This window comes from Chloroflexus sp. (assembly GCF_056331925.1).
The window spans coordinates 37,829-52,195 of record NZ_JBWGQH010000026.1 but is presented as its reverse complement, the minus strand read 5'-3'; the positions used below and the strand labels follow the sequence as shown (position 1 = coordinate 52,195).

Genomic DNA, 14,367 nt, shown 5'->3' with positions numbered 1-14,367 from the left:
GCAAGAATAGAAACGACGCCTTACCCGCTACGCATGCGTCGTTACACCTTCGCCCCAACATGGATAGCGACAGCGCCAAGACCGTACAGCCGATAAAAGACATACCGCCAACCGGCTTCGCGCATCATCTCGGCTAGACGGTCAGGCGAGGGAAAGAGACGTGCCGATTGTGGCAGATAGGTATACGCGCGCCGATCGCCGCCGAGCAGTGCGCCGATCCACGGCACCACCTGCTCGAAGTAGAGACGATGCCCCCAGCGGATAATCGGATTACGCGGACGAGCCACTTCAAGGCAGGCCATCATCGCGCCGGGGCGAGCTACCCGATACATTTCACGTAGCGCCGCAGGTATATCAACGACGTTTCGTAACACGAAGCCGGTCGTAATGGAGTCGAAGGTATTATCGGGAAAAGGCAACTGTAGTGCGTCACCGGCGATGAAGAAGGCCCGCCCATTGGCCGTCAGATCGGCGATCTTTGGCTGACCGGCACGCATCATCGGTACGGTAAAGTCGATCCCAATCACGATCCCTTCGCGCGCCCACGCTGCGAGTTCGGGCAAAAAATCGCCGGTGCCGGTCCCTACATCAAGCGCACGCCCATTGACTGGTGGCGCTACGTATTCAACTACTTTTCGTCGCCAACCTTGATCTAAGCCGAATGTCATGACCCGATTAACCCGATCGTAGCCGCGGGCAATGCGGGCAAACATCCGTTCGACATACGCCGCTTTTTCTTCTAGGGGTGGTAACACATTCATTGCGGTTCGATCCTCTACCATGGAAACCTCTGTTATGTTCGCATGTCGTTTTGCGCCGTTCAGTACCATACCGGCGGAGGGTTATGCGTCTCCCAATAATTAGCGAAAGAGTGTGCGCAATTCAGCCGGCGAGCGCGCTACAGCGAGTGCCGCCATCAGTTTAAGACGCGCTTTGATCCCGCTCAGATCGTGGGCAAAGATTACCCCAAGCTTGCGCAGATCGTGGTAAGCCCCGACGAAGCCAAATTCGTCTCCCAACCCACCAACACCAGCCCGACTCACCGCGACTACCGGAATGCGCTGCCGGATGGCTTCACCGATTGTCGGTAACCACCATGGCGGCACTCGTCCGCTCCCCAACGTTTCGATCACGATCCCGGCCACATTATCGGCGATGCTATGACGCAACTGTCTATCATCAGCGCCTTGTCCGACCCGGATCAGATCAACCGGCTCAACCAGGCGGGGGGCGGCGATATGCTGACGGTTCAGTGGACGGTAACGAAAACAGACGTGATCGCCTTCTACTCGCCCCAGGGCGCCGCCGGCAGCGGTAAACATGCCGACACCTTGACTAAACTGCGTCTGGAGCGACTGTGCCGGGTAGATGGTATCATCAACGACTACCAATGCGCCGAGATTGGCTGCCGACGGTGTAGTCGCAACAGAAATGGCTGCCGATAAGCCGTTGGAAGCAAATGCGCCACTGGCGTTAAGCCGCGGTAAACTCGTTATAGTGAGTGGTGGGCCGTCGGGTAACAGGAGATCGAGCAGGTACGCCGTTTCCTCTAAGGTGTCGCTCCCGGAGGCAACGACAATGCCGTCGTATCCTTCGCGCACCGCCAGAATACGTTGGGCTAATGCAAATACCTGCTGTGGCGTCAGATGGCTACCGGGCAAGTTAGCAAATTCTTCAACGGTCACGGCAAGATCGGGGCGTAACGTCAGCGACTGTTCGTCACGGCTACCTAGTGCCCGTCGAATAACTAACGCACCACCGGTTGAGAGAATGAGCAGTTTTGGCATAACGGTTTTCGAGCGACCCAATGGATACGCTGGGTCGTAGCACAAGGCGATTGAAACGTAAAGCCGTCGTAGCACCCTTCGATGACAAGACCGGCATCGGACATCAGTGCGGCAACCTGTTCAGGCGGATACGCGCGCTCAATGTGAATCTCATCGAAGCGCTCGTACCCATCGTCATCATTACCGATAAAGCCGGTGAGCCACATCGTTGAGATGGTACTTGCCGGCTCGAAATGAGAACGTTCTATCTGCACATATCCCGGTTGTTCATGGAGTAAGCATGTCTCCCAATCAACGGCCAGAAAGTGACGGGTATTCATATCGCCAACGAACAATCCACCCGGCACCAGCACATGGGCAACCCCCCGGAAGCAAGCGGCCAGATCGGTGGGGCTGAGCAGATAGTTAAGGCTATCATAGGTACACGTTACGAGATCAAACGTCTGTGCCGGCATTATATCGGCTATGTGACGGATGTCACCTTGCCGTAACTCACCCTCACTTGTGACGGTAGCAAGTTTGGTGGCCGCTTGTCTTAACATGGCGGCTGAGGCATCAATGCCCGCCACCGTCCAACCTTGTTCGGCGAGAATTGCCAACAGAGTGCCGGTCCCACATGCTATGTCGAGCATGCGCCGACCCGTGACCGGATGGCGCTGTAAAATCTCGTTCAGGTACATAGCGGTCAGAACGGCAAAGCGGATTTGACCACTTCTGTCGTACACGGTCGCATAACGTTCGTAAGTCATAGGGATATTGTACCACTCCGACCGAGAGGGTACCAGAATGAGACGATGAAACCGACCAGCGTATGTTCGATGTTAATCAGCAAGAAAGTGGTCGAAAGGGCAAGCGCTTGTTCTTGGGTATAGCCATAGGCGGTAAGGATCGCGATAAGGATCACATCACGCACGCCCACTCCACCAATTGAAATGGGCAACGCTTGCAACACTGCAATCAACGCCGAAGAGCCAACGATCACCAGCAGTGGAATAGCTGTAAGACCGAGGGCGAGAAAGAGCAGCCACAGGCGGGTAAAGGTAAAAGCGACCGAGAGGAGGGTCGCACCGCTCACCACAATGACCAGCCGAGGTGTGATGGTGAGACTATGCATCTGTTCATTCCAATGGTCAAGACGGGTACGTAAGCGTGGCGCTACGCGAGGCAACACCTCGGTTAAGAGCCATGAGCGCGGCTTGCGAGCAGTGAGCAGCGTTGTCACAACGATCAAACCGACACCCATTGCGATGACGATCAGTTGTTGGAGTTCACGACTTGGCAACAGTTGGCCTAAGGCAAAGACGCCGATCATCCCTAGGAGCGCCATGATGATCAGGTCGCACAGTCGATCAAGCACTACCGAGAGCAGGGCCGGCGCCGTCGGTAAGCCTCGTTCACGCAAATAGACCGCTTTGAGCAGATCGCCGGCTTGCCCCGGCGTTGTCGTACCGTAAAAAAGACCGACGGTGTAAAGGGCACAGGCTGAAGGCAAATCGAGCGACATGTTCATTGCGCGGAGGATTTGGGTCCAGCGCCATGATTTAAAAATGACAAACGGTGGCATGAGCGCCAGCGATAGTACGATCGGCGCAAGTTCTGCTGCACGGAGGATCTCCCAGAGTAAGCGTAGATCACTCGTCGCCAAAAACCCGATCAACAGCGCCGGCCCGATTAAACGCAGCAACCATGAGAACCACGGGCGCGCCATACTAGTCCTCTTGTTGAACGTGCGGTGGACGTTGGAAGCGCAACGCCGCCACTTGTTCGGCATTTAGTCCGAACATGAAGATGATAATACTGCCGACGAATAACCCGACTGCTGAATTAGGGATATGGAAGCGGAACGGATCGGTGAGAAAGAAACTGATGAGAAAGGAGATGAACGCAAAGACCTGCATCACAAGGGCTACCGGCAGGTAGATGCGCAAGGGTGCGAATAGCGAAACGATCCGAAGAATGATCAAACCAAAACGAATGCCATTGCGCAGCAACTTTTGTCCGCTCCGCCCACCCTGCCGTCGCTGACCCATTACCGGGACATAGCCGACGAGGTAACCGGCTTTGAGCAAGGCAAGCGTACTGGTTGTTGGGTATGAGTAACGGTTGGGGAGCAAATTGATAAACTCCATGATCACCTCACGGCGGATTGCCCGATACCCACTGGTGAGATCACGGACCTCGGTCTCAACCAGATAGCTACCGAGAGCATCAAGCGCCCGGTTCCCCAGACGACGGAAGATGGAGTCACCCTGGGTATCGCGGGTACGCGCGCCGACAACCATATCGTAACCGGCAGCAATCCCATTGAGAAGGTCTGGAATATAGCGCGGATCCATCTGCCCATCGGCATCCATCAGCAACACCACCTCACCATGAGCACGGCGGATGCCGGTCTTCACCGCGGCGCCGTTACCACGGTTAACGGGATGACGAATGACGCAAGCACCTGCCGCTCGTGCGACGGCTGCCGTGTCGTCGTGTGAGCAATCATCGACCACAATAATTTCGGCGGTAGGTATGTAAGTGCGGATGCGCTCAATAACCTTGGCGATACCATGGGCTTCATTGTAAGCCGGAATGACAACACTCACCGTGAAGGGATAGTCGCCGGCTACGATCGACGTCATATGAGGCGTAGTTTGCATAGGCTGCATGGTCCAACCTTTATCGTATGGCTATTTGGTTTACCATCACGCTCAGCGGGCGTGCATCGGTATTATCGGCAAATTGACGGTACGGTACAAACGTTGGCGCCTGTAGCGTGATAACCACTTCATCGGTACCGCGGGTTGTTGCCGGGAGTGGTAGAAGATACACCCGCCAACCGCCCGGTACAACGGTGATCTGGTATACTTGGGAACCGACCATTACGGTGAGGGGCGTTGGTTGGGGGGCAGCGAGCCGGAGCGCGATGATCTCGGTACCGGTCAGCAAGGTCGGTACCGGCAAACGAATGATACCCTCACGGTGTAACCAGCGAAACGTCGTATCACCCACCTGTTCACCGAGGGCAAATCCCATCACGTAGCCGAGGTCGAGATCGTTGCCGAGGGTAAGAACAAACGTGGGCGATGGTGAAAGCCACTCGAGGGCTAGCCGCTGAACATCCTCACCGGCCAACTCTTCAGTGTTGCGCAGAAGTAACTTTGCCGTTTCGTCATCTCCTTGGGCACGGGCTAATGCCCCACGGATTAAATTACCACGGTGGGTTTGGTAATCACCGATCACCTGCCACGCCTCATCATAGCGACCTTGGGCGAGAAGCCAACGGGCAAAATCGGCACGTCCATCGGCAAAATCGGGATCGGCAGTTAACATTGCCTGATATGCCTGCTCGACCGCCGCAGGGTCATTGCGGGCGAGGGCTTGTTGGGCAGCCATCCACGCCTGTTCGCGCGCGATACCGTGCCGAATGATCTGCGGGTAATCGCGGTAGCCGATAATCAGCGCGACAAGCGCTATGCTTACCGCCAGCCCTGCCCAGCTATATCGTTCGAAGTGCAACGGCTGTTGACCAATTTGAGCCAATGCTGCTGCGCCATAGAGTGCTAACCAGAGCCAGATGGGCAAGAGATAACGCGGCTCGACGTGGGTGAGCATTACCATAAGGCAGGTATACCCAATCCAACCGAGGGCAATAAGGCGGAAGGCTCCTTCGCGCAGGCGTGATAGTAGTGTAAACGGTGCAGCGACGGTAAACGCGAACCATATCAGATCGCCGATAAGACCGAGCGGCCATACTGAGCGCAACGGACGGGTAAAGAAACTCGCTTTAACAAGAAAGTCTTCAATAAATTGAGCTTTCCAAATATGTTGAAAATGCGGCCAGGAATTGCGAATAAATCGCCAAGGTTCTGTCTGTAAAATCCTTCGCAGCTCAGCGCTGATGAAACGTTGCCGCTCACTTTGTGGAATTTGTAGCAATATCCCTTTGGCCTCGCCTTCACCCCGCCCTTCATGCACAGCATCGCTCATCGCAATCCACAGATTAACCGGGCCGAGTGTATCAACCACGATGAGATCGTGGTACAGGAGATAATTACGGATCGTCCACGGCGCAATGGTTATTGCAAATGGCAGTAAGAAGCTCAGCAATGCCAGAATCACCCGCCGAAGACGCAGTTGATGCGCAGCTTGCCATACGCTCAGAGCGATAAACAGTACCGCAAACGGTACACCGTACAGTCCGGGTGAGCGCGCCAGAGCAGCCAACGCCAGCGTGATACCGGCCCCGATCAACCAACGTGCTCGTCGTTCGTCACGCCAACGCACGAGCATCCATGCGTGGATCACCAGCATACTGAAGAAGAGAGGCTCACTCAATATCAGGGCCGGCAATTCAACCATCGGCATCCAAATGGCGAGGATTGTGGCAAAGATCACACCGGTACGCCGGTCGAATAGACGCCGCGCTATGTCATAGCCAAGCGGGATCAGGGCGATCGATAATCCGATCTGCACGGCCCGAATTAAGGAGATGCCAATTGCCGGATCTCCTAACCAAAGACCGATCTTCAGCATGGCCGCAAAGAAGAAGATATGGCCGGGTGGGCGTACCAACCACGAGTTGTCGTGGTATTCACCGGTAACGGCGAACTGCAACGCACGCGCGTAATAATCGCCGTCATCGGCGGCGGAAAAGCGCGGGTCGATCCGGTTGACGGCTAAAAACCATAGTCGTAAGCCGAGACCCAGCATCATCAAGAGGACCAGCCAAACGACCGGTTGTCGGATCAGTGCGTGCAGGCGAGTCAGCGGCCTGCGCTGCAATTGTTCAATGGCTGATGTGCACGTCGACGAATAATCCATGACGGTCTGCTATCGGCTCTGCCTTTATCCGTGCTATGATACCAGAGATTAACAAGAGGAGCATACGCTCGTAGTCGGACACATATTACGTACAGACCGGGCACGATAAGAGAACGGTCATTTGATCAGCGTACTCGATACAAGGTAAACCGTCCATCACCGATTCGACGTTGGTTTGGCGTAGGCAACGGTGGTTCGCCTTGAGCATTATCCCAAAGTACATAATCGGCATGCAGCGCCTGTAATTCGGCAAAAGTAACTGTTAGTGGGACACGCTCGGTAATCAGGTGGGCAATCGCTGAATACTTCACCAACGGCAGACGGTCGGGGATCGCGGCAACCACGCGCGCCCCGGATGTCGTTATCGTTTGCTGCACCAATGCCACAGCTCCTGTTTCATCAGATGGTTGTGCAGTCAAGACCGCACTGACGGCCATCTGTGGTCCAGGCCAGAGCAAAACGATCAGCCCTAACCCTGCGGCTAATAAGGAACGTGGCCGGTTTAGCAAGTGGGTAAGTGCCCACGCTGCCGCCACCGCATACAGCGGCACCAACGGTAACCAAAAGCGTGGTAAGATGAAAGCGACACTGATCGCGGCAACGTACAAACCGATCAGCGCCAACAATGCCAACCAACACCGATCGGTTCGCTTGTGCCACGCCAGCCATCCGCCTACTACCAACCCACCGATAGCCAACCAATTGGTCGGCCACCCTAACAGACGTAACTGATCGGCCCGACCAAACTCGCTCACATCTTCGGCTCCTGCCCCCAGAAAACCAACGATATTGCGGCTCCAGTTGGTGAAGAACCGGATCGGATCACGCCCAACAACCTCAAGTAGGCTGATACTGTTGGGAACTTCATCCCATCGCTGCCAGTCGGTGTTAGCGTACACCGCCAACCAGATATTTTTGGCCTGTTGGTTAAACAATGGCTGACCGGTTTGCACGGTATTGACGACAAGTTGGGGCGCTGCGGCTAACCCAAACCCAAGGACAAAGAGGAATGCAGCGCGTCGTCCGTTCAGGTACCAGAGGGTAGCGGCTCCCCACACGAGAAGTAACAGACCGGGGTGACGTATCAGAAACGCGAACCCGGCCAACACTCCGGCCAGCACTGCCATCCATCCCGTCGAAGAACGTCCGGCGTGCAGCGTCAGGGCAACCGCAAACGTAAACGCGACGGCAAATGGCATATCACTGCCCACCAGCAGACCATACTGCACAACCATCCCGCTCCATGCAAGGAAGACGGTGGTCAGCAGAGCCGGCGCAGGAGCCAGAAAACAGCGAGCTAGCAGATAACTACCGCCGATCAGCAACCCACCACTGATCAGAGCGATCAGGCGTCCGGCCAAAAACGGATTGTCGAATGTCAGTGGTCGTACTAGCCACAAGAGTAACGGATAACCGAGGTTGTAAAAGCCATCTGCCTGAAAGATAGTCGCTATCGTATCGCGCGTAGCAAAGACGCGAAAGTCATTTTCTACCCCGGGACGCGCCAGTGTGACGTGGGCCTGCATCGCCGGTATGAGCCAGATCATCCAGCCAACGGCCACTCCGACTGCTAGCAGCGGGGTAACCGCTGGCGGCCAATACGTTGCCAATTGGGGCCAACGCCAGACAAACCAGATAGCGCCCAGCATGACAACCGTTATCGCCGGGAGATAGAGGATCGGGTAAGAACTTATACGGTACAGCACCAGCCACAGCAGGCCGTAGCCACCAATGGCAATCAGTGGCTGCCAGCGCGGGCGCTGGGCCAACAAGCTACCGATCAGTGCGCCGATGAGTGCTGCATATCCGAGTTGCGCCGGATAGGGCCAGAGCGGTGGGGTTGCGGTAAGCGTTACGCGATCCAACCAAACGCTCGCTGTAGGTGCTGGTGTTGTAATCCTCACAACCAGATCAAACGCTTTTCGCCAGCCGCTTGTAATTGTGAACGAATGCTCTTCCCAACCGCCACGGGCAAGGAGCTGGATCGGCGCTTCGTCATTGACCGCGATCAGTACGGGCGTGCCAGCCGGTGCCATCCAGCGGATTGTGAGCGTGGCCGGTGCGCCAACATGCGGTATCCGCAGTGCTGCTGTCGGCAACGCTCGCCTAACCATACCATCAGACGATGGATCACCTGTTTCCGGTTCACCAAACCCCTGCACCACCGCAGCATCGGTACGACCGATGTCAAAGGTCGTCTGCATCGGCAACTGGCCGAGCAAGGTAATGATGAGCACTGCTACCGTAGCCCATCCCAGCGCATGGTTCAGTGTATGTCGTATCAAGCCAACCACTGCTTACATCTACCGCTATGGGGTTGCTGTCGGCACGGTAACCGGCAACGGCTCTTGCACCGGCACGTCAGCCGATGGCGGCGACACCAGCGCCTGATTTACCCACCCCGTCCCGCTACCATCAGGATTGGCGATAAACGAGTCGGGACTCCGCTGATTGCCGAGTCGGATCAGATACCACTGACCGTTGGCAGTGCGGGCAATAAAGATAATCTCATCACCGGCGTTAATGCGTCCAATCGGTTGGTTATTCGTACCGGGAAGTGGTCGCACATTCGCCACTTGCAATGCCGTACCGGTGATAACCTGTGTCGTCGGCTGCGGACCCACTGTTTGATTGGCAGCAAGCGTCGGGCGCGGGGTTGCTGTGGGTCGTGTGGTCGGCAATACCAAGGTCGGCAATTCGGTTTGGCCTGGTACGTAGCGCCCAAATTGATCAAGTTCATTGCGGAGCGTGCCGATCACGCCGAAGGCCAGTGCCATCGAGAGTAAGAAGATCACGCTCACAATCGCTAGTTTGATCAATTCAAGACTCTGCGACCAAATACTGCGCCGATTCAGCAGATCAAGCGCACTCTGAGCTACTCCGGCAACCGATTCGCCCCAACTGGTACGACCCTGATCGGTCTGGGCAACTTTGCGTAGCGCAAACAGTGCCCGCACATCACCGACTTGCGCGAGTGCGCGCACGGCTCCCCAGCGGACATTCGCGTTTTGATGGTTCAGGGCCGCAATCAAAGGGCCGGTCGCGCGACCATCACCAATCTGAGCGAGCACTTCGGTCGCGCGGTAGACCGTCAACCACGGCTGATGTGGCCCAACAACGGCACAGAGTGCCGGAACGGCAGCAGGCCCAATCGCGACCAATTCATCAACGGCGACAGTGTGACGTGGATGATTCGGATCACCAAGTGCATTGATCAACTCATCAATCTCACTCGGTGAAGGCGTGCATGACGCTTTAGGCTCAGCAGTGCGTGGTAACCGCGGTGCAGTGAGCCGACGAGTCTCGCGTGACGTTGGTGATGGTTCAGGTGATGATTGATTCGGTTGTGGTTCGGTGGTCATCGGTCTCCAATCTCTCCGGCAAATGACTGACGTGTCGCCAGCCATTGCTCAAATCGTGCTACGATCACATCAAGCAGGGTAGCGGCGGCTTCAGTTTTAGACTGGCGTGGCAATTCGACCACCTGCTCGCCATCGAGAACGATCAACGCAATATCAGGTTGTCCGATACTAGCAATTGCGTCGTTTGCGACGATTAGATGGAGGCCTTTACGTTGAAGTTTACTCCGTGCATTGACTAGCAAGTCGTGCGTTTCGGCTGCGAATCCGACCTTAAAGATGTCGGTACGCGCGGCTAATTCACCGACAACGTCGGGATTCTGCAGCAGGTGCAAGGTCAAGCCCTCTTCACCGTGCTTTTTGATCTTTTCAGGGGCAACTTGTGCCGGGCGAAAATCAGCCACTGCCGCATTCATAATGAGAATATCGGCGTGGGTACAAGCAGCCTGTACCGCAGCACGCATCTCAAGCGCTGTCTCCACAGCGACAAACGTTACCGCGCGCGGCGGACGTAACGCCGTTGGTCCGCTGATCAGGGTCACGGTTGCCCCGAGATCACGGGCACGTGCCGCCAGTGCATAGCCCATTTGCCCTGATGACCGATTGCCGAGATAACGTACCGGATCGATCGGCTCACGGGTACCGCCTGCCGTAACAACCACGTGCCGGCCACGCAGCGGCCCGCTATGACGACCGAGCAAAGCGCGAATCTCGGCCAGCAGGTCATCCGGTTCGGGCAGACGGCCACGTCCGAACACCGGTTCGGCCATCCGACCGAATTCCGGTTCGATGACGCAAGCTCCGCGTGCGCGCAACGTCGCAACATTGGCTTGGGTCGCCGGATGCTCGTACATCGACGGATTCATAGCCGGTGCAATCAACAGTGGTGCGCGGGTCGCCAAAACGGTCGTCGTCAGCAGATCATCACAAATACCGGCAGCCAACCGAGCCAACGTATTTGCCGTCGCCGGTGCAATCACCACGGCATCGGCTTGCATCCCAAGGCTCACATGGCCGATCACGCCATCTTCGGGCAAAGCCCACATATCGGTGAGCACCGGACGCCCGGTGAGAGCCTGAAACGTTGCCGGTCCGAGAAATCGCTCGGCAGCTTCCGTCATAATGACATCAACACATGCACCTGCCAAAGTCAGGTCGCGTGCCAGTTGCGCGACTTTGTAGGCAGCAATACTACCGCATACACCTAAGACTATCTTCCTACCCGCCAGCGTATCCATTGTTGTATCCTGTACTCAGGCAACTTCTCTGCGGGCGCATTGTAGCATATCTGACGTCCTTGCCGAGAGGACGGGCCACGTGATGATGCTTAGCACAATACAGACCGATGAGGGGTAAAATACTCTTGCAGAACGACAAACCTTGTGCTACACTTCACATACTCTCCCCGATCTGATGGAGGTCTTTCGTGGAGCGTTCAGATCAACCACCTGATGTTGTTATTCGGCGGCTACCACTCTATGCCCGCAGTCTACGCTACCTACTCGAAGAGGGGATCCATTCCGTCTCATCACAGGAACTCGGCGAGCGGATCAATGTGACTGCTGCCCAAATCCGTAAAGACCTTTCGTATTTCGGCGAGTTTGGCAAACAAGGCATCGGTTACGATGTCGAAAAGCTATTGCATCACATTGAGCGGATTCTTGGCCTCAATCAACATTGGCCGGTTGTGCTGGTTGGTATCGGCTTGCTTGGCCAAGCGATTGCCCGTTACGAAGGCTTTCGCAACGAGGGGATCGAGATCGTCGCCCTGTTTGACTCTGATCCGGCTAAGATCGGGCAGCGAGTTGGCGATTTGATCGTTCAAGACTTTGCCAACGTGAGGCGCGTGGTTGCTGAGAAGCAGGTCAAATTGGCGATTATCGCGGTTCCTGCGATTCAGGCGCAGCGGGTCGCCGATGTACTCATTGAGGCCGGTGTGCGCGCCATCCTAAGCTATGCACCGATGATTTTGCAAGTGCCGGAAGATGTCTGGGTACGGTATATTGATCCGGTGGCGGTCTTGCAGAGTATGACCTACTATCTGGCACGTGAGCAGCAGCAGTAACCCTCGATAACGCATTACAACGAATATATCATCCCGCAGTGTGTTGAGTGCTGGACGATCAACTGTATTTCCAGTGCGTCAGTTACTTTTATCCGCGGTGAACGGCCTCATCAGTGCAATAGAAACAACCGCTGCTGTTAATTCTGTTGTTACCGCATTAGTCACTTCAGGATTACTCGGTTATCCTATTGTCTTGCTAGCGCAGTGCGTGGAGAGGTAGGAAGAAATAAACAATGGTCGGGAATAATACGCCACGTGAAGAACCTCGTGACGGCAGCGGTGAATCAGCTGATCGCCGAGTACGGTAAACGCACCATTGAGCCGATATTGCGTCGGTTAGAAGAGATAACTAACGATATCGACTATCGCTACACGCTTGATGGTTTAGCGATCTTTGTTAATCAAGACATGGCGCGGATGTTCATGGTACCGTTTCCGCTCCACGAGCGGGTCGTGGTCGATGAAACCTTTTTTACCCGCGATCTGGTCTTTGCCCTCAATCGTACACCGCGGTATTGGGTGTTGGCCCTCAGCGAGAAACCAACTCGCTTGTTCGAGGCAACCCGCGAGACGCTGAGCGAGATCGAGACCGGTGGGTTTCCAATGTTCCACCTTGGGCCGGGCGGTAAACGAGGTATTCCCAATGATGCGTCAATTAACCAGTCGGCCTATCGTGATGAGCACCACCGAATCTTCTTTCGTCAAGTGGATGCCGCATTTGCACGTTTATGGCCGATGATCGATTGCCGTTAGCCTTAGTCGGCATAGATCGGTATCTTGCCTTCTTTCGTGAAGTGAGCAAGCATAGTGACGCCATCATTGCTACACTAACCGGTAATTACGATACAATGAGCGCTCAGGATCTCGGTCGTTTGATCTGGCCGTTGGTTGAAACCAACCTTCACCACCGGCGCACCCAAATCTTGCGTGAACTAGATGCCGCAGTGGGTGGAAAGCGCGCCACTTCAACCCTCGGTGAAGTATGGCGGTTTGCACAAGAAAGTCGTATGGCAACGCTCTTGGTGGAAGAAGATTATCACCAGCCGGCCTTGATCGACGAGAGCGGTTTGCGCCTAACGCCTAACACCGGTCGACGATTCGACGACACCGGGTGCGCTCGATGATGCGGTTGACGAAGTCATTGCCACCGTGATCGAGCGGGGTGGGCAGGTGATTTTTGTGCCGAACGGTTCGCTAAGCGTTCACCAGCGTATTGCCGGGATTTTACGGTATTGATCGGCGCTGAACTGCATCGCCTTGCCCACTCTCTGCTATAATAGAAGGTATGAGTAACCAAATACCCTTCACCGAAATTGTGCAGCTCCCAACAGCATACTATGTCGCACACATCAAAATAGAACCGAATATCATTCTGGCCCCGATGGCCGGCGTCACCGATAGCATCTTCCGCCGCATGATATTGCGGCTGGGTGGGTGTGGTTTGGTGAGCACAGAGATGACCAACGCTGCGAGCGTTAGCCCAAAAGCATTGCGTCGCCATCGCTTGCTCGACTATCTACCGGAAGAACGACCATTGACCATGCAGATTTCGGGCAACGATCCCGATCTCGTAGCGAATGCAGCGCGGGTCGTCGAGCAATTAGGGGCCGATATTATCGACATTAACTGCGGTTGTCCGTCACCGAAAGTCACTGGTGGCGGGCATGGTTCGGCGTTGCTGCGCGATCTGCCCAAGATGGAACGGGTCTTGCGAGCGGTGCGGGCAGCCGTCCAGATTCCGGTGACGCTCAAGCTGCGTGCCGGCTGGGACGAAGAGAGCCTCAATTTTATTGAAGCCGGCCAGCGCGCCGAAGCTGCTGGCGTTGCTGCATTAACGCTGCATCCGCGTACTCGTGAGCAAGGGTACAAAGGGCAAGCCGATTGGTCACGTGTGTCAGCGCTCAAGCGTGCCGTCTCAATCCCGGTGATCGGGAGTGGTGATGTCGTCACCGCTCAAGATGCACTCATCCGATTACGCGATAGTGGCGCCGATGGAGTGATGATCGGACGAGGTGCAATCGCTAATCCGTGGATTTTTCGCCAAGTCGCCGATCTGCGCCAAGGCCGCACACCGTTTGAGCCAACTCCTGCCGATAAGTACAATCTCTTGCTGGAGTACATGGCGATCTGCGCCGAAGAATTACCCGAACGGCTGGCACTTAATAAGATCAAGCAACTGATCGGTCAATTTTACATCGGCTTACCCGGCAGTAACCATCTGCGTGTCGCCGTTCATACTTCTACCAGTCTTGCCGCAGCACAAGAAGCAATTGAGCGATTCTTCGCACCGTATCTCGAAACAGATGCAGTCGTGCCTGAACCGGCAATTGCCGCCGATTAGGAGTGG

At 55.6% G+C, this 14,367-nt stretch carries 11 protein-coding genes and 1 pseudogene; 3 read left to right on the top strand and 9 right to left on the bottom strand.

Going from position 1 to position 14,367, the window contains the following annotated elements; translation table 11 throughout:
- Positions 1-41 precede the first annotated feature (41 nt).
- From ubiE to coaBC, 9 genes are all read right to left on the bottom strand, one after another.
- On the bottom strand, positions 42-761 hold the full coding sequence (gene ubiE, locus AC01ZF_RS13565) for a bifunctional demethylmenaquinone methyltransferase/2-methoxy-6-polyprenyl-1,4-benzoquinol methylase UbiE (RefSeq protein ID WP_424676148.1): 720 nt from the start codon (positions 759-761) through the stop codon (positions 42-44).
- Between the two features lie 99 nt (positions 762-860).
- Positions 861-1,787: an asparaginase domain-containing protein gene (locus tag AC01ZF_RS13560; RefSeq protein WP_424676129.1), complete on the bottom strand. Its 927-nt coding sequence runs from the start codon at positions 1,785-1,787 to the stop codon at positions 861-863.
- Positions 1,748-2,536, bottom strand: a complete 789-nt coding sequence (locus tag AC01ZF_RS13555; RefSeq protein ID WP_424676130.1) for a class I SAM-dependent DNA methyltransferase — start codon at positions 2,534-2,536, stop codon at positions 1,748-1,750. Before AC01ZF_RS13555 ends, AC01ZF_RS13560 begins: the two co-directional genes overlap by 40 nt.
- Positions 2,533-3,495 (bottom strand): lysylphosphatidylglycerol synthase transmembrane domain-containing protein, encoded by a 963-nt coding sequence (locus AC01ZF_RS13550; RefSeq protein ID WP_424676131.1) that lies wholly within the window; start codon positions 3,493-3,495, stop codon positions 2,533-2,535. Before AC01ZF_RS13550 ends, AC01ZF_RS13555 begins: the two co-directional genes overlap by 4 nt.
- 1 nt (position 3,496) lies before the next feature.
- Complete coding sequence (locus AC01ZF_RS13545; RefSeq protein WP_424676132.1) at positions 3,497-4,432, bottom strand: glycosyltransferase family 2 protein; 936 nt, start codon at positions 4,430-4,432, stop codon at positions 3,497-3,499.
- Positions 4,433-4,451: 19 nt separating this feature from the next.
- On the bottom strand, positions 4,452-6,596 hold the full coding sequence (locus AC01ZF_RS13540) for a glycosyltransferase family 39 protein (RefSeq protein ID WP_424676133.1): 2,145 nt from the start codon (positions 6,594-6,596) through the stop codon (positions 4,452-4,454).
- 125 nt (positions 6,597-6,721) lie between these two features.
- Positions 6,722-8,890 carry an ArnT family glycosyltransferase gene (locus tag AC01ZF_RS13535; RefSeq protein ID WP_476575423.1) on the bottom strand — a complete coding sequence of 723 codons (2,169 nt, stop codon included), beginning with the start codon at positions 8,888-8,890 and terminating at the stop codon, positions 6,722-6,724.
- Between the two features lie 15 nt (positions 8,891-8,905).
- Positions 8,906-9,958, bottom strand: a complete 1,053-nt coding sequence (locus AC01ZF_RS13530; protein WP_424676135.1) for a HEAT repeat domain-containing protein — start codon at positions 9,956-9,958, stop codon at positions 8,906-8,908.
- Positions 9,955-11,193, bottom strand: coding sequence for a bifunctional phosphopantothenoylcysteine decarboxylase/phosphopantothenate--cysteine ligase CoaBC (gene coaBC / locus AC01ZF_RS13525; RefSeq protein ID WP_424676136.1), 1,239 nt, complete (start codon positions 11,191-11,193; stop codon positions 9,955-9,957). The genes AC01ZF_RS13530 and coaBC overlap by 4 nt, the downstream gene beginning before the upstream one ends.
- Positions 11,194-11,381: 188 nt before the next feature.
- On the opposite strand from coaBC, the gene AC01ZF_RS13520 reads away from it, so the two are divergent.
- The 3 genes and pseudogenes from AC01ZF_RS13520 (at position 11,382) to dusB (ending at position 14,361) form a co-directional block, all read left to right on the top strand.
- Entirely contained in the window at positions 11,382-12,020 is a 639-nt protein-coding gene (locus AC01ZF_RS13520) for a redox-sensing transcriptional repressor Rex (protein WP_428111730.1), read from the top strand.
- A 408-nt stretch (positions 12,021-12,428) separates the two neighbouring features.
- Positions 12,429-13,144: pseudogene (locus AC01ZF_RS13515) on the top strand (baeRF3 domain-containing protein).
- 161 nt (positions 13,145-13,305) lie between these two features.
- Positions 13,306-14,361, top strand: a complete 1,056-nt coding sequence (dusB, locus tag AC01ZF_RS13510) for a tRNA dihydrouridine synthase DusB (RefSeq protein ID WP_424676138.1) — start codon at positions 13,306-13,308, stop codon at positions 14,359-14,361.
- Positions 14,362-14,367 lie beyond the last annotated feature (6 nt).

What these genes read in the sequence shown, in the direction of transcription:
- coaBC (WP_424676136.1), bottom strand. Translation starts at nt 11,193, where the DNA reads ATGGATACGCTGGCGGGTAGGAAGATAGTCTTAGGTGTATGCGGTAGT.
- AC01ZF_RS13530 (WP_424676135.1), bottom strand. Translation starts at nt 9,958, where the DNA reads ATGACCACCGAACCACAACCGAATCAATCATCACCTGAACCATCACCA.
- AC01ZF_RS13545 (WP_424676132.1), bottom strand. Translation starts at nt 4,432, where the DNA reads ATGCAAACTACGCCTCATATGACGTCGATCGTAGCCGGCGACTATCCC.
- ubiE (WP_424676148.1), bottom strand. Translation starts at nt 761, where the DNA reads ATGAATGTGTTACCACCCCTAGAAGAAAAAGCGGCGTATGTCGAACGG.
- AC01ZF_RS13550 (WP_424676131.1), bottom strand. Translation starts at nt 3,495, where the DNA reads ATGGCGCGCCCGTGGTTCTCATGGTTGCTGCGTTTAATCGGGCCGGCG.
- dusB (WP_424676138.1), top strand. Translation starts at nt 13,306, where the DNA reads ATGAGTAACCAAATACCCTTCACCGAAATTGTGCAGCTCCCAACAGCA.
- AC01ZF_RS13555 (WP_424676130.1), bottom strand. Translation starts at nt 2,536, where the DNA reads ATGACTTACGAACGTTATGCGACCGTGTACGACAGAAGTGGTCAAATC.
- AC01ZF_RS13560 (WP_424676129.1), bottom strand. Translation starts at nt 1,787, where the DNA reads ATGCCAAAACTGCTCATTCTCTCAACCGGTGGTGCGTTAGTTATTCGA.
- AC01ZF_RS13540 (WP_424676133.1), bottom strand. Translation starts at nt 6,596, where the DNA reads ATGGATTATTCGTCGACGTGCACATCAGCCATTGAACAATTGCAGCGC.